Raw genomic sequence first — 15,246 nt, 5'->3', positions numbered from 1 at the left:
TTCCCCTTCGTGTTGTATCGCCGTCAGGCGCGCGTTATCTCTTTAAGGTTCACATGCACGCTGTTGCGTCGTGGCACCCAAAGTCCGCGTTCGATTGCCTCTTGAAACCGCAGCGCCATCTCTCTCAGAGCAGCCGGATTGCTTTCGCGCAGGAATGCCAGCACTTCATCGTTTTCAAAGTAAGCCTCATGCAACTGGTCAAAGTGATGGTCTTTCACCGCGTTGGTGGTCGCGCCAAAGGCAAACAGGTAGTCAAGGGTGGCAGCCATTTCGAAAGCCCCCTTGTAACCATGGCGCATCACGCCCGCGATCCACTTGGGGTTTGCCGCCCGACCCCGCACCACGCGCCCAATCTCTTCTGACAGCGTACGGATGACAGGCCGCTCTGGCCGTGAATGGTCGTTGTGGTAAACCGTCGGCGCCTTTCCGCTGAACCTCTCAATGGAGGCCGAAAGCCCGCCTTCAAACTGGTAGTAGTCATCGGAATCCAGAAGGTCATGCTCCCGGTTGTCCTGGTTATGCACCACGGCCCTTGCTGCGCCGAGACGGTTTTCAAGCTCCGCTGGCGCATTTACGCCGTCGCTTGCAACGCCATAGGCATATCCGCCCCATGCCACAAACGCCTCCGCAAAGTCTGCACGGTCTGACCAGATGCCCTCATCAATCAAGGCCTGCAGGCCTGCCCCATAAGCGCCGGGTTTGGAGCCAAACACACGGAAAGCCGCACGCTGCCAAGCGCTCTGCTCATCATGTCCCTCGGCTCGCAACTTGAGCGCATCCTTGCGCACATGCGCGGCCAATGGGTTGGCCTCTTCCGGTTCCTCCAGCCGCGCAATTTCACCCACAGCCTGATCAAACAGATGCATGAGCTGCGGGAACGCATCACGGAAGAAACCGGAGACCCGAAGCGTCACATCCACACGGGGGCGCTGCAGCTCCGACAAAGGCACCACCTCAAACCCGGTCACCCGTCCTGAACCGGGCTCCCAAATGGGCCGCGCGCCAATCAACGCCAGCGCTTGGGCAATGTCATCTCCGCCGGTGCGCATGTTCGCCGTTCCCCAGCAGGAAAGCACCAGCGTATCCAGCCATTCGCCTTCATCCTGAAAGTGGCGCAACATCAAGGCTTCAGCACTGCGAGCGCCGATCTGCCATGCGGTCTGCGTGGGAACACCGCGCACATCCACCGAATAGAAGTTCCGCCCCGTCGGCAACACGTCCGGTCGACCACGCGAGGGCGCACCCGATGGCCCCGGCTCGACAAAGCCGCCGCCCAGCGCCCGCAACGCAGACCTCACCTCACGTTCAGAAGAGCTTGCAAGCCTTGGCAGAATCTCTTTCTCAAAACCTTCCATCACCGCAGAGGTTGCCTGCCACCCTTCTGGCACTGGCAACTCACCCGTGACCAGTTTCAGACAAAGCAGCTCCAGCCGCTCCACCGCATCCCCGTTGGACCGCCAAAGATCACCGCTCAGCTTCGCCAGAAAATCCGGTTTGGGCCCGGTATAGGCCCCAGCAAAATCACAGGACAACGGATCAAACTCTGTTTGAATCAGATCCTTTGAAAGCGCCCGTAACAGACTCTGATCATTGGCGCTTTGCCCTCTTGGCACCCGCAGCAATGCCACCTTCATTTCGTCGAAAGGCCGGCCTTCAGGTTTGCGCCCAAACACATGCAGCCCATCCCGGATCTGGAGTTCTTTCAGGTCACACAGATGGGCATCAAGCCGGGCAAGACGTGTTTCCTCGTCCATGTCGCTGGTCAGGCCGATATCCAGATCAAGGCCGTGGGTGGCCGCCAAATCCAGCAGCTCCTTGGCAAGCACGTCGCAGCGGCGCGTGTCCACCCCACTGGCCTGATAGAACTCATCCAGCAGGTTTTCCATTTCACTGGCAACGCCATGGCTCTCCGCCCGCGCCAACGGCGGCGTCAGGTGATCAATGATCACCGCTGCCGTGCGCCGCTTGGCTTGCGCCCCTTCTCCCGGATCGTTCACAATAAACGGATAGATGTTGGGCGTCGGCCCCAGCACCGCCTCGGGAAAGCAACTTTCGGAGAGCGCCAGCGCCTTGCCCGGCAGCCATTCCAGATTGCCGTGCTTGCCGAGATGCACAACGGCATCAGCACCAAACTCGCTACGCACATGAAAGTACCAGGCAAAATAATTGTGCGGCGGCACCAGATCCGGGTGGTGATAGGTCGCTTTCGGATCGATGTTGTAACCACGTGCTGGCTGAATGCCCACCACCACATTGCCAAATCGATGCAGGCTCAAGCGGAACTCGCCCCCCGCCACATAGGGGTCGCACTCCGGGCCACCCCAGCGCGCGCGAACAGCCCTTTGCACGTCCATCGGAAGCTGAGCAAAGCAGCGCATGTAAGCCTCAAGGCTCAGCGTCTCACCGGCTCTACGGGCACCGCGTCCCTCCAGCGCATTGGTTGGCCCTTCAGAAAGCAGTGCCATCAGTTCGGCACTTGAGAGCGGCGCGCTCCCAACGTCATAACCGGCCGCCTTCATCTCGGCCAGAAGCACCGCACAAGATGCCGGAGTGTCCAACCCCACCCCATTGGCCAAGCGACCATCCTTATTGGGATAATTGGCAAGTACCAGCGCCACGCGCCGCTTGCCTTCAGGCAGCTTTGACAGCTTGGCCCAATTGGCCGCAAGCGCAGCCACATAGGTAATTCGGTCGTCTTTGGGCGCAAACCGAACCGGCGCCCACTGGGTCAAAGGGTCCTTCTCGCCATCTTCTTTAAAAGAAACAGCACGGGTCAGCACGCGGCCATCCACCTCGGGCAACACAACATGCATGGCAAGGTCCCGCGGCGACAGCCCTTGCGTGCTCTCAGCCCAGCTGCCTTGCGAGATAGAGGAGAACACCACTTGCAGCACAGGCGCTCCCGGCGCATCAAGAATGGTCTCAAAGTGTTGTGCACCGGCCTTGCTCAGTGCAAACGCTGTAGCGTTGAGCACAACACTTGGCTTCACCGCATCAAAGCTCTGCTGCACGACAGCGGCGCATTCTGCATCCTTCAAGCTGCTCACATAGAGCGGCAACACGTTCAGCCCTTGAGCCTGCAAAGCTGAAATGAGCGCATCTGCAGGAGCCAGCGCTCCGCTTTGATAAAGCGCACGGTAGAAAACCAAGGCGGCCACCGGTCGTTCCCCATCAAAACGCGCGGTAATCTCCCGCAGAGTTGGGAACTCCATACCAGAGGCGTAGTAGCCACACTTGGGGAGCGGACGCGGCTCAGCAACCATGTTGGGATCAAGGCCCGGCAGCAAGCCCTTCAAGCTGGCAGCATACTCAAGCGCTGCAGACACATTGGCGGGCCCACCTTCAACAAAGTAGCGCCACAGCCGCTTTACAACGCCAACCGGCAAGCTGGAACGGGCTGCCAGCACCTCATCCCACTTGTCATCCCCCGGCATCACAGCCAGGTCGATCACGCCGCGTCTGGCCAGCATCTCCAGCTGTTCCAGCCCATAGTTCCAATAATGCGCCCCGCCCAGCAGGCGCAACACCACAAGCCTTGAACCCTGAACAGTCCGCTCACAGTAAAGATCCACCGAATAGGGGTGGGTAAGCGCCAGAAAACTGGCCGCCCGCACACTGTAACAAGGCGCGCACTGCTGCACGGCACTAGTCATCAGTGCCAGCTCCGTGTCCGCCGCGGAAAGAAACAGAATGTCAGCGGGGTCCTGTTCCAGATCCACCGCTTCGTTCTGCTCGTCTATCCCACGCGCTTGACCTGCGAGAATATGCATGGGTTAGACCAGTTCCTGTGCGCCAAGAGCCTCCAGAACAGCCGCTTGATCGAAGTCGGCAAGGCCGATGACAACCAACTGTCCCGCCCCTTCAGTGCCCGCAGCAAACCATGCCTCAACACGAGGGCCGACCGCCTGCACCATGGCAGGAGCCTTTTTGCCATCCACCGCAACCGAGCCTTTGATGCGCAGCACACCTTTCACCGCCATGGCTTTGACCACGCTCTGTTCAATTGAACCGAGAGAGCCATAGGTCGGCGCGCGCACCACATGGCTCACAAAGTCATCGTGACTGTGGTCATGGTGATGATGTTCGTGATCATGGTCGTGGTCGTGGTCGTGATCATCATCCTGATGATGGTGGTGGGTTTCATGATGCGCCTGTCGGCCTTCCATGTTGTCTTCGGCCTGCGCATTCCGGCCCAGCAGCACTTGCAAGGACAGGTTTCCCTTTTCCGCTGCCACCATCTCGACGGCAGGCCGCAAACGCTGGCCCAGTTTCTCCTTGATACGGGCAAGCACGTCTTCATCAACAAGATCCGCCTTGTTGATCACCACAAGGTCCGCGCATTTCAGCTGATCTTCAAAAAGCTCTTCAACAGGGCTTTCATGGTCCAAAGACTCGTCCGCCTTGCGCTGGGCATCCAATGCCGCCTCGTCTCCCACGACGCGCCCTTCAGCAAGAGCCGCAGCATCAACCACGGTCACCACACCATCCACGCTCACCGCTGGCTTCACCGTTGGCCAGTTGAACGCCCGCACCAATGGTTGCGGCAGAGCAAGACCAGAGGTTTCAATTAGGATGGCATCCGGCGCAGGATCACGCTTCAGGAGCATTTCCATGGTTGGCAGAAAGTCGTCTGCCACCGTGCAGCAAATGCAGCCATTGGCCAGCTCCACCACTTCGTCGGCGCTGCAGTCCGGGTCAGCGCACCCATTTACAAGTGACCCGTCAAATCCCATTTCGCCAAACTCATTGACGATCAGCGCTATGCGCATGTTCTCGGCGTTCTGTAAGAGGTTGCGCACGAGGGTGGTTTTGCCTGCCCCAAGAAACCCGGTCACAATGACGGCAGGGATCTTTGGTTTGGCAGCAGAAAAGGAATAGGTCACAGACGGATCTCCGGATGCAAGGAAGGTTTGATCTGAACAGGCTGTCCGGCAGCAACAAGCACCACCCGATCACAAAGACTGGCCATGTGCTGATTGAGGCGTCCGGCTTCATCGCGAAAGCGCCGCGCCAACGGATTTTCGGGAACAATACCCTGCCCCACTTCGTTGGTCACAAACACCACTGGCCCGCGCAGGAAGCCAAGGCTGGCACCAAGCTGGGCCGCCGCATCGCTGGTGTCCCGATCTTCAAGCATGAGATTGGAGAGCCACAGCGTCAGGCAGTCCACCAGCACCGCCCGATCAGGCCGCGCTTCACGAAGCAACACATCACTCAAGGCAATTGGTTCTTCAATGGTGGTCCACCCATCGCCCCGATCGCGTTGATGCCGCTCAATACGCTGGCGCATCTCGGCATCAAAAGCCTGTCCCGTGGCAATGTAGACCTTGCTCAGCCCCGATCGCTCGATCAAGCTTTCAGCATAGCTGCTTTTGCCAGAGCGCGCCCCGCCAGTTACCAGCAGGTGTCGCGGCCGCGTGGTTGTCGTAGCTTCAGAAACTTTCAGATCGCTCATCAGCCGCCCTTTCTATAAAGGGCCATATAAGCATTCGCGAAGGCGCGAGGGCAAAGCCCCGACCGGCAATTCATCATCGTCTGGCGCTCCTTGCCGTCCACCCGACAGCAGTTAAGAGATATGGAAGCTCCAGCCGGTCTCCTGGCTCGCGACTTATCGGGTTGCTTCGTCTTCCCAGCCGGATAGGCCAGTGACATGGTGAAGAACCCAAATCGCTCACAGTTGCGGGGGCAGCTGCGGCTCACCAACACGTCAGTTAACGGTAATTAACCCGTGATGCCGCATTCCCGTTTCATCTGAGGCGCGCAGAGCTTAATGCCGCTCAACTGCACAACAGAACTGGAAGCCTTTGATAGGGACTAAGTAGCACTGCGCAAATGCCGCTTGTCAATCAATCTCTTCACAACCTAAATAATTCACAGCGCTGGCAAATGGCGGTTTTCTGCCCTTTTCGAACGCCCCTTTCCTACGCTCACAACAAAAGTGTTGGTTCTGTCCACAAACTCCCGATTTTTTGCAAAAACGGGCTTGGCAAATCGAACCGGCTTTTATACAAACCCCCTCACGCAAACGGCGACGGCGCGCTCACAAGGCGCAATGATCCCCGGTAGCTCAGTGGTAGAGCAAGCGGCTGTTAACCGCTTGGTCGCTGGTTCGAATCCGGCCCGGGGAGCCACTCCCCCGTTTGCATCTCTCCTTGATGGAGATAATCATTCGCTAGAATGATTGGGTAATCCCCGGTAGCTCAGTGGTAGAGCAAGCGGCTGTTAACCGCTTGGTCGCTGGTTCGAATCCGGCCCGGGGAGCCACTTTTTTGACCCAGCAGACAAATTTGTGACTGTTTTTGGCCGATCACGTTTTCGTGAGGTGCCTTTCCCCGTTATCCCAAACAATCAACAACGTGAAATTACGGGCTAATTTCCGCAATAAATCCATTTCGTTAGGTATTTGTTAAGAATTGCGTCGGTTACCGTTTAGTAACGCTAGCGCGAAACGGGATATTTATACAATCGTGGTCTTATAGCCTTCATTCCTGACTTGTTTAGGCTTCTCCTAACGCAAAGCCGCGGTAATTTAGCGGTTAAAAATAAGAATTGCGGAGGGTCACGTGTTGAATACCCATCTGAACTACCAGATCCCAATCAAAGCAAAGCGCTTTGTGAGTACCGCCGCACTCGCCTTTCTCCTGGTGGCAGGAGTGGGATTGGGAGCCGCATACACCTCGGCGTCGAGTGCCACCACCATAACAAACAAAGCCGCAAAGGCTGATCGCGCCGTTACCTATTCCATGCCGGAGGATTACCTCGATGTAACCCTTGCCCCCGCCCCCGGCAGTGGAAGCGACGACCCACTGGACAGTGAACTGTCCATCTGGGTCGGCGAAGTGGAGCTTAATAACGAAAAGCAAATCTGGGTCGAGTTAATCGATGACCATGGTGAGGTCGTGTACGATTCCCGGATCAACGAAAACGAAACACACCTGCTCCCCGATGGCCGTGCACTTGTTGTAACTGTCATGCAGGTTGAGGTTCCACTCGCAAAGACTGCCCCGACTGTAGCGAAAGACCAAGCCCGCCTGCAAACGAACGCAGAAAAAGTCGTTGTAACGCAAAAAACGCATGAAACGACGCAAACCAACGTTCAGGTCGAATTCGTTCAGGAAAAGGCCCCACACCCGATCCATCGTCAGTCCTTCATGGTGCGTGCGGGTGAAATTGGAGAGACAGTGAGCAAGGCCCTAGTCTCACTGGTCAACTAATAAAAACAACAGACCGGACCTCTCCTCAATAGAACCCCTGTTTCGCCGCAGGGGTTCTTTTTGTTTTCTCAGAGATTTTGATCCTAAAAACCAGACCCTAATTAGTTCAAATTTCCAAGATCACTCTAATCTTGACAGGGCGTAGCTTGTTCCTGATCGCACAAACCCTTAGCTTCTGAGTAAAGTTCTATAGCCATTGCCAGTAAAACGAGGCTTTTCATGACCGCCCGAAGCTCAGTGATTGACGCCATTGGAAACACTCCCCTGATCAAACTCCGCAAGGCATCCGAGCTAACAGGTTGCGATATCTACGGAAAAGCAGAGTTCATGAACCCGGGACAATCGGTGAAGGACCGCGCTGCCCTCTTCATCATTCAAGATGCAATTAACTCCGGAAGATTGAGACCGGGCGGTGTGATCGTGGAAGGCACCGCCGGAAACACCGGCATTGGCCTGACCCTTGTGGGCAACGCACTGGGTTTTCGCACCGTCATTGTTATTCCCGAAACACAGAGTCAGGAAAAGAAAGATATGCTGCGCCTGGCAGGGGCACAGCTCATCGAGGTGCCTGCGGTGCCCTATCGCAATCCCAACAACTACATCAAGGTTTCAGGCCGGATCGCAGAGGAACTGGCCAAGACAGAACCCAATGGCGCGATCTGGGCCAACCAGTTTGACAACACCGCCAACCGAGACGGCCATATTGTCACGACCGCCCCAGAGATCTACGCGCAAACCGATGGAAAGATTGACGGTTTCATTTGTGCCGTTGGCACAGGCGGCACGTTGTCAGGCGTAGGCAGAGGCCTTAAAGACAAGAACAAGGACATCACCATCGGTCTTGCCGATCCCATGGGAGCGGCGATCTACAACTACTACAAGAATGGCGAACTCAAGTCCGAGGGCTCTTCCATCACTGAGGGGATTGGTCAGGGGCGTATTACCGCCAATCTGGAAAATGCACCCGTAGATATCCCCTTCCAGATCCCTGATGCAGAAGCACTTGAGATCGTATTTGACCTTCTCGAGCATGAAGGTCTGTGTCTTGGCGGCTCATCCGGCATCAATGTCGCAGGAGCCATTCGACTGGCAAAAGAAATGGGGCCCGGCAAGACCATTGTCACCATTTTGTGTGACTACGGCACCCGATATCAGTCAAAGCTGTTCAACCCGGAATTCCTGCGCTCTAAGGAACTGCCCGTCCCAAAATGGATGGAACGCAAGGTAGATATTCCCGTCCCGTTCATCTCCGAGCAAGCTTAGTCTAAAACCCAAGGTTTCGGATCTTTCCTAAACCGATGAATGTGTTATCCATGCGGTCAGGAGTTGCATCGCATGGATACCTTGTTTAGCACCGTCACGATTATTGCCTTTATCACCGCGTTTGTGTACGGCCTGTCCATGGTGTGTGCAGCCCGAGAAATCATGTGGGGCCGCACGTCCTCAGGCACCATCGCTTGGCTGCTTTCTCTGTTCTTCCTACCCTTCCCCACTGCTTTTCTGTATCTCATTTTCGCTTGGAAACGCTTTGACGATTATGGCGAAATCCAGCGCGGCCTCAGCTCCTTTGAGCAAGACATCAACAAGCGTCACGGCGCTCTGATTGATTATGAAGCCAACGAGGCGTGGACCGTTCACAACCGCATTACCCCCCTGCCATTTTTGAAGGGAAATGACTGCAAGCTCCTGATCGACGGAGAAGCCATGCTGAACTCCATTCTTGATGGGATCAGGCAGGCTGAACACTTTGTTCTCGTTCAGTTTTTCATTGTCAAAGATGATGAAGTCGGTCAGGCGCTGGCCGATGCGATGGTGGAGAAAGCCCGGCAGGGCGTGCTTGTGTACTTCCTTTATGACGATGTGGGCTCCCGTAATTTGTCATATGACTATGTGGGCCGCCTGCAGCGCGCGGGGATAAAGGTGAGCGGCTTCAACAAGCGCCACAGACTTCTCCGCCTGTTGGGCCCCATGCGTCTGAACTACCGCAATCACCGCAAGGTTGTCGTCACAGACGCCAAGACCTGTTGGGTCGGCGGGCATAACATCGGCCGGGAGTATCTGGGGCTTTCCTCCAAGTTTGGGCACTGGCGCGATACCCATGTTCGCGTTTCTGGACCTGCCACCATAGCTGCCGCCCTATCGTTTGCCGAGGATTGGCAATGGGCCACGGGCGCCCCCATTGATCTGGCTCTTCCAGATGAACTGGAAACGCCGGGCAATCAGCCGGTTCTGGTTATGCCCACAGGCCCGGCAGATCCGTTGGAGGATTGCGCCATCGCGTTTATGGAGACCATCTCCCGTGCCCGCGAACGCCTCTGGATTGTCAGTCCCTACTTCGTGCCAGGCATCGAGATACTGACGGCCCTCTACGCAGCCGCCTTGCGCGGTGTCGATGTGCGTATTCTGCTGCCCGAAAAGGCGGACCACCGGCTGGTCTGGCTCGCAAGTTATGCCCATGCTGATGACCTCATCAACCACGGCATCAAAGTCTATCGCTATCAAAAAGGCTTCCTGCATCAGAAGGTCATTCTGGTGGACGATGCGCTTGCAGGTGTCGGTACAGTCAACTTTGACAACCGGTCCTTCAACATCAACTTCGAGATCACTCTCTGGTTCACCGGAGCCAAGATGATTGACGACACCGCACGTATGTTGCGCACAGACTTTGACCACGCCCGCCAGACCGGCCTCGCTGAACTGAGAAGCCGCCGCTATGTTTTCCGTATTCTGTGTCAGGCCGCCAAACTGTTCTCGCCAATTCTTTGAGGCAAACCACAGCCCAGTTGAAGCCATCTCCATTGACCACTTGACGTCAACCGTTAATCTCTTCGTGATTTCAAAGCGTTTGCCAAGGTGAGCCATGACAGAACCTTTATTCCGAGATGAACCTTACCTGCGTTCCTGCGAGGCGACCGTGACCGCGGTTTCAAACAACGGTCTGGTCATCCTCGATCGAACCTGTTTCTACCCAACCGGCGGAGGGCAACCTGGCGATTCTGGCAGCTTCGAGCTGGAAAATGGCGGAAAGCTGAAGGTCATCAATACCTTATATGGTGAGACCAAGGACGTCATTGCACATCAACTGGCTGAGTGTGAAACACCGCCACAGGTTGGTGAAAGGCTCATTGCGCATCTTGATTGGCAGCGCCGCTACAAGCACATGCGGGTGCACACCGCCCTCCACCTTCTGTCCGTTGTGTTGCCTTACCCAGTAACTGGCGGGCAAATTTCAGAGGGCACAGGACGGCTTGACTTCGACATTCCCGAGGCCACGCTGGACAAGGAAGAACTCACCGCCAAACTCCAGGCACTGGTGGAAGAGGATCACCCAGTTACCTTTGAATGGATCACAGAGGATGAGCTGAACGCCAACCCAGATCTCGTCAAGACCATGAGCGTAAAACCACCGACTGGCAGTGGCCGTGTTCGCCTCATAAGAATTGGAGAACACGTAGACCTGCAACCTTGCGGTGGCACCCATGTCTCTCACAGCAACGAGATCGGTCGTCTCCGAATTTCCAAGCTGGAGAAAAAGGGCCGCCAAAACCGCCGGGTGCGCATAGAACTGGAGGATTGATCAATGCCCGGAACCCCACTGGTAACGACCAACTGGCTAGCTGAGAACCTGTCTCGGCCAGATCTTGTAGTGCTTGACGCCTCGTTCCATCTGCCAACATCAGGGCGAGATGCAAAACAAGAGTTTGTTGTAGCCCATATTCCCGGCGCCCAGTTCTTCGACATTGAGGATATCGCCGATCAGAATACCGATCTCCCGCACATGCTGCCTAGCGATGCAGAGTTCACCGAGAAAGTAAGCGCTCTTGGTGTTGGGAACGACAAGACTGTGGTTCTTTATGATGCAGCAGGTATTTTCTCAGCGCCCCGTGCCTGGTGGATGTTGCGCATCTTTGGTTTGACGCAGGTGTACGTTCTCGATGGTGGCCTGCCCAAGTGGCGTGCCGAAGGTCGCCCTCTTTCAGACACCCTCGATGTTCCTGTACCAGGTACATTGAAGGGCATGCTGGACACCTCAAAAGTCTATGATCTTGAGCAGGTAAAAGACGTGGTAAATGGTGCCGATGGTGTGATCGTTGACGCCCGTGGCCGTGGCCGGTTCACGGCAGAAGAGCCAGAGCCGCGCGAAGGTATGCGTTCAGGGCACATGCCAGGTGCCAAGAGTGTTCCGCTTGCCGAGCTGTTGGTTGATGGTGCCTACAAGTCCCCCCAGGACCTCAAGAAAATTTTTCATGATGCGGGTATCAACGCCAACAAACGAGCCGTATGCACCTGCGGGTCTGGTGTAACCGCTGCCGGTATTGCCCTCGGGCTCACCCTTATCGGCCACGAAGACCACGTTGTTTACGATGGCTCCTGGGCCGAATGGGGAAGTCGGCAGGACACCCCAATTTCAACGGGCAGCGCATAGCTCTTTGCCAGAATCAAATTGATAGAGAAGCCTCGCAGAGCTTTGTATCTGCGAGGCTTTTTCTTTACGCTAGCTACCATAGCGATCCAACGGCGTTTTGGGCGCATTGCCACCGGCTAACGCGGTCATGACCGCAGCGCGAGTACCTGGCAGATGACGGAAAGTTTCAAAACCGAGAGCATCCACAACACCTTCCCGTGGGTGGCGAAGCATGATCTCATCTACTGACGCTCCCGCAAGCCGCCGGACACCTGCGCCGAACAAGTCACAAACGGCACCACGCGAAACCAAATGAGCCTCTGCACCATGAAGGCGGCTTGAAACATAGGCGTTCAGGTGAAGGGCCATCGCATCCCCTATCCGGTTCACCTTGTCCGTATCATGGCCTTTGGCAGCAAGATGGGAGCATGCGCGCTCCGCCCCACTCACCGCGAAGCAACACTCTTCTGGATGCGTGTCCCGGTCTGAGGAAATTCCCAGATCATGCAAAATACACGAGGCAAACAACAGTTCTGGATCATAGTTCAGCCCGGCATGGCGGCCAAGCAACGCCCCGAACAAGTAGGTGCGCCAACTGTGGTGAAGCAAAGCCTCGGCATGTGTCTCTTTGGCCAGACTAAGCGCATCATCCACCAGAGCGGTCTTCTTGGGCAACAATTCCTCTAGCAGCGCCCGCTCAGGCTGCAGCAGCCCAAGCCTTCTCCGAAAAAGATCACCAAGCTCGATGAGTTGCAGATGCGCCATGTTTCGCACGAGGGCGAGACGCTCAAGACGTGTCAGCCGACCACGACTATACCGCCCTTCTCGACGCCCCCAGGCCAGTGTGCCCATTTGATTGATCGACACTGTTTGTCCTTCTCATCTCCATCAAATTTATGTACTGTTTCGCATAATAATAAGCACCAATCAAATTAATTTGCGAAACGGTACATAAATGACGGAACACAAGTCGCGGGGCCGACCACGAAAGTTCAACAGGGAAAAAGCTCTGGAGCAGATCAAGGATCTGTTTTGGGAGAACGGCTTTTCCGCCACAAGCCTTGATGACATTGCCAAAGCAACGGGCATCAACAGGCCAAGTCTCTATGCTGCCTTTGGCAACAAGGAGGACATGTACATTGCGTCTCTGGAGCTCTTTGCAAAAAGCATGTCCACCATGGCAGAACAGTCCCTTGAAGAGGCTCCTGACCTGAGAACCGGACTGATAAACATCTTCAACGGGGCCATATCAATCTATACTGCGGGACTGGCTGTGACTGAGGCCAAAGCCGATGCAAATCCGGGATGCTTCGTGGCTTGTACGGCCCCCGCTGAAACCCTTCATTCTGCGGCGATCGGGACAGCTCTTCAGAAAATCATTTCGGAGCTGGACGCCAAATTCGCGGTGCTGTTGCAAGAGGATAACCGCACGGCCCCAACGATCCCGGAGGAACAACGCCCACTTGTCGGTCATCTGCTCGGCATACTTCTCAATGGGATCAGCTTGCGGGCTCGTGCGGGCGCGAGCGCGTTAGAACTGAAGCGGATTGCAGTCCACGGCATCGACTGCCTTCTGACGCCACAGCATCCGTAAATGCAAAGAGCCCGGCAACTCGCCGGGCTCCATATCGTCATTACAGCGTCTCGTTGAGATCAGTGATGCAAGATCTGAGAGAGGAACAGCTGCGTGCGTTCGTGCTGAGGATTGGTGAAGAATTCCTCAGGCTCGTTCTGCTCCACAATCTGCCCTTGGTCCATGAAGATCACGCGGTTTGCCACTTTCCGCGCAAAGCCCATTTCGTGGGTGACGCAGAGCATGGTCATGCCCTCTTCCGCCAGCCCAACCATCACATCAAGCACTTCCTTGATCATTTCCGGGTCAAGTGCAGAGGTCGGCTCATCAAACAGCATGATCTTTGGGTTCATGCAGAGGGAGCGGGCAATTGCCACGCGCTGCTGCTGACCACCCGACAGCTGACCAGGATACTTGTTGGCCTGCTCAGGGATCTTCACGCGCTCCAGATAGTGCATGGCGACCTCTTCCGCCTGCTTCTTCGGCATCTTGCGAACCCAGATCGGAGCCAGAGTGCAGTTCTCCAAGATGGTCAGATGCGGGAACAGGTTGAAGTGCTGGAAGCACATGCCAACTTCACGGCGGATTTCATCAATGCGCTTCAGGTCGCTGGTCAGTTCAATCCCATCTACAACGATCTTGCCCTTCTGGTGCTCTTCCAGACGGTTGATGCAGCGGATCATGGTGGACTTGCCGGAACCAGACGGACCGCAGATAACAATACGCTCGCCCTTCATGACATGAAGGTTGATGTCGCGCAGAACGTGGAAGTCTCCGTACCACTTGTTCATACCGATGATGTCAATAGCAACTTCAGTCTCTGAAATCTGCATCTTTGAGCGATCAGCCTGAACTTCAGTCAGATTAGCTTCACTCATTCTTGTTTCTCCAAATCTCTTTTTTGTTCTTCCTCTGGTCCGGACCGTTAGTGACGATCACCGGCGCTTAGCTTGCGTTCCAGATACATGGAATATCGGGACATTGCAAAGCAGAAGACGAAGAAGACGAGCCCAACAAAGGCATAGAGTTCAACAACCAGACCATTCCATGTGGAATCCGCAAGGATCGGCTGAATAATGCCCAGCGGATCCAAAAGGCCAATCACGGAAACCAGCGTGGTGTCCTTGAACAGACCAATGAAAGTATTCACGATTCCCGGAATCGAGATCTTCAAGGCCTGTGGCAAAATGATCAGGTACATGGACTGCCAGTAGGTCAGACCAAGGGCATCTGCGGCCTCATACTGCCCCTTGGACAGCGCTGCCAAACCTCCGCGGATCACCTCAGCCATGTAGGCAGAAGCAAACAGCGTCACCATGATGAGAACACGCAGGATGATGTCGAAGTTGGTTCCCGGTGGCAGCAGATAGTTCAGCAACGTGGACGCAACAAACAACAGCGTGATCAGCGGCACCCCACGAATGAACTCAATGAACGTGACGCAAATCAATTTGATGAACGGCAAATTCGAGTTACGCCCAAGGGCAAGCAACACCCCGATCGGCAGTGAGAACGAAATACCGGTTACCCCAATGATCATGGTGAGCAGAAAGCCACCGAAATCACTGGAATTTACGCGTTCAAAGATGAAGCCGTCGCCCCACAGCAGCGCGAACGCCACAAGCGGATAAATGGCGGAGAAGAAAAACAATTGCTTGCGAGCGGGAACCGCATCCCACAGCACCGGCAAAAGAGCTACACCGAGCAGAACGAATGCCAAAACCGGGCGCCAGCGCAGCTCCTCGGGGTAGAACCCGAACATGAACTGATCAAAGCGCGCCGTGATAACTGCCCAGCAGGCCCCTCCGGGCGACAGCTGGCGACATTCATCAATCGAATTGGCGAACCACACCGCATCAACAAATGTCCACTGAACGAGCCCAGGTATCATCCATGCCAAGAAGAGCAGCGACAGGATTGTGAGAGCCGTGTTGAGCCGAGATGAGAACAGGTTCTCCCGTGTCCACGCCAGTGCACCCGTGGTCGCAATTGGCGCCGGCTCTGCTTCCTTCGGCTCTTTGAGAACAAAAGCAATGGAGCTATCTTTTGTCATC

The 15,246-nt window shown here is 55.7% G+C and carries 12 protein-coding genes, 2 tRNA genes and 1 riboswitch; of the genes, 8 read left to right on the top strand and 6 right to left on the bottom strand.

The window, feature by feature from the left end; genetic code table 11:
- Positions 1-23: 23 nt before the first annotated feature.
- From cobN to cobU, 3 genes are read right to left on the bottom strand one after another with little or no spacing between them, the layout of a single operon-like run.
- Entirely contained in the window at positions 24-3,770 is a 3,747-nt protein-coding gene (gene cobN / locus PUV47_RS00840) for a cobaltochelatase subunit CobN (RefSeq protein ID WP_274216552.1), read from the bottom strand.
- Between the two features lie 3 nt (positions 3,771-3,773).
- Positions 3,774-4,883, bottom strand: a complete 1,110-nt coding sequence (gene cobW / locus PUV47_RS00835; protein WP_274216551.1) for a cobalamin biosynthesis protein CobW — start codon at positions 4,881-4,883, stop codon at positions 3,774-3,776.
- Complete coding sequence (gene cobU, locus PUV47_RS00830; RefSeq protein ID WP_274216550.1) at positions 4,880-5,455, bottom strand: bifunctional adenosylcobinamide kinase/adenosylcobinamide-phosphate guanylyltransferase; 576 nt, start codon at positions 5,453-5,455, stop codon at positions 4,880-4,882. The genes cobW and cobU overlap by 4 nt, the downstream gene beginning before the upstream one ends.
- Positions 5,456-5,569: 114 nt before the next feature.
- Positions 5,570-5,786: riboswitch (cobalamin riboswitch) on the bottom strand.
- A 270-nt stretch (positions 5,787-6,056) separates the two neighbouring features.
- On the opposite strand from cobU, the gene PUV47_RS00825 reads away from it, so the two are divergent.
- The 7 genes from PUV47_RS00825 to sseA all read left to right on the top strand — a co-directional run bounded on the left by PUV47_RS00825 (position 6,057) and on the right by sseA (position 11,640).
- Positions 6,057-6,131, top strand: a tRNA-Asn gene (locus tag PUV47_RS00825).
- 58 nt (positions 6,132-6,189) lie between these two features.
- Positions 6,190-6,264 (top strand) — tRNA-Asn (locus PUV47_RS00820).
- Positions 6,265-6,563: 299 nt separating this feature from the next.
- Positions 6,564-7,214 (top strand): hypothetical protein, encoded by a 651-nt coding sequence (locus PUV47_RS00815; protein ID WP_274216549.1) that lies wholly within the window; start codon positions 6,564-6,566, stop codon positions 7,212-7,214.
- A gap of 219 nt (positions 7,215-7,433) precedes the next feature.
- Positions 7,434-8,477 carry a cysteine synthase A gene (locus tag PUV47_RS00810; RefSeq protein WP_274216548.1) on the top strand — a complete coding sequence of 348 codons (1,044 nt, stop codon included), beginning with the start codon at positions 7,434-7,436 and terminating at the stop codon, positions 8,475-8,477.
- A 72-nt stretch (positions 8,478-8,549) separates the two neighbouring features.
- Positions 8,550-9,980, top strand: a complete 1,431-nt coding sequence (gene cls, locus PUV47_RS00805) for a cardiolipin synthase (RefSeq protein ID WP_274216547.1) — start codon at positions 8,550-8,552, stop codon at positions 9,978-9,980.
- 94 nt (positions 9,981-10,074) lie between these two features.
- On the top strand, positions 10,075-10,791 hold the full coding sequence (locus PUV47_RS00800; RefSeq protein WP_274216546.1) for an alanyl-tRNA editing protein: 717 nt from the start codon (positions 10,075-10,077) through the stop codon (positions 10,789-10,791).
- Positions 10,792-10,794: 3 nt separating this feature from the next.
- Positions 10,795-11,640, top strand: coding sequence for a 3-mercaptopyruvate sulfurtransferase (sseA, locus tag PUV47_RS00795; RefSeq protein WP_274216544.1), 846 nt, complete (start codon positions 10,795-10,797; stop codon positions 11,638-11,640).
- A gap of 69 nt (positions 11,641-11,709) precedes the next feature.
- Here the strand turns inward: sseA and PUV47_RS00790 are convergent, their stop codons facing one another.
- Positions 11,710-12,486, bottom strand: coding sequence for an HD domain-containing protein (locus PUV47_RS00790; protein ID WP_274216543.1), 777 nt, complete (start codon positions 12,484-12,486; stop codon positions 11,710-11,712).
- An 88-nt stretch (positions 12,487-12,574) separates the two neighbouring features.
- On the opposite strand from PUV47_RS00790, the gene PUV47_RS00785 reads away from it, so the two are divergent.
- Positions 12,575-13,213, top strand: coding sequence for a TetR/AcrR family transcriptional regulator (locus PUV47_RS00785; protein ID WP_274216542.1), 639 nt, complete (start codon positions 12,575-12,577; stop codon positions 13,211-13,213).
- Between the two features lie 59 nt (positions 13,214-13,272).
- Here the strand turns inward: PUV47_RS00785 and PUV47_RS00780 are convergent, their stop codons facing one another.
- Together PUV47_RS00780 and PUV47_RS00775 are read right to left on the bottom strand one after the other, a co-directional pair.
- Complete coding sequence (locus tag PUV47_RS00780) at positions 13,273-14,070, bottom strand: amino acid ABC transporter ATP-binding protein (RefSeq protein WP_274216541.1); 798 nt, start codon at positions 14,068-14,070, stop codon at positions 13,273-13,275.
- Positions 14,071-14,117: 47 nt separating this feature from the next.
- Positions 14,118-15,245, bottom strand: a complete 1,128-nt coding sequence (locus PUV47_RS00775) for an amino acid ABC transporter permease (RefSeq protein ID WP_274216540.1) — start codon at positions 15,243-15,245, stop codon at positions 14,118-14,120.
- Between the last annotated feature and the right edge of the window lies 1 nt (position 15,246).

Origin of the sequence: Pseudovibrio exalbescens, from assembly GCF_028737195.1 — a bacterium.
Lineage (GTDB): Bacteria > Pseudomonadota > Alphaproteobacteria > Rhizobiales > Stappiaceae > Pseudovibrio > Pseudovibrio zosterae.
This window is presented reverse-complemented; position numbering and strand designations above follow the sequence as displayed.

Coding starts and splice junctions, on each gene's coding strand:
- cobN (WP_274216552.1), bottom strand. CDS start 3,770: ATGCATATTCTCGCAGGTCAAGCGCGTGGGATAGACGAGCAGAACGAA.
- PUV47_RS00785 (WP_274216542.1), top strand. CDS start 12,575: ATGACGGAACACAAGTCGCGGGGCCGACCACGAAAGTTCAACAGGGAA.
- PUV47_RS00775 (WP_274216540.1), bottom strand. CDS start 15,245: ATGACAAAAGATAGCTCCATTGCTTTTGTTCTCAAAGAGCCGAAGGAA.
- cls (WP_274216547.1), top strand. CDS start 8,550: ATGGATACCTTGTTTAGCACCGTCACGATTATTGCCTTTATCACCGCG.
- sseA (WP_274216544.1), top strand. CDS start 10,795: ATGCCCGGAACCCCACTGGTAACGACCAACTGGCTAGCTGAGAACCTG.
- cobU (WP_274216550.1), bottom strand. CDS start 5,455: ATGAGCGATCTGAAAGTTTCTGAAGCTACGACAACCACGCGGCCGCGA.
- PUV47_RS00780 (WP_274216541.1), bottom strand. CDS start 14,070: ATGAGTGAAGCTAATCTGACTGAAGTTCAGGCTGATCGCTCAAAGATG.
- PUV47_RS00800 (WP_274216546.1), top strand. CDS start 10,075: ATGACAGAACCTTTATTCCGAGATGAACCTTACCTGCGTTCCTGCGAG.
- PUV47_RS00810 (WP_274216548.1), top strand. CDS start 7,434: ATGACCGCCCGAAGCTCAGTGATTGACGCCATTGGAAACACTCCCCTG.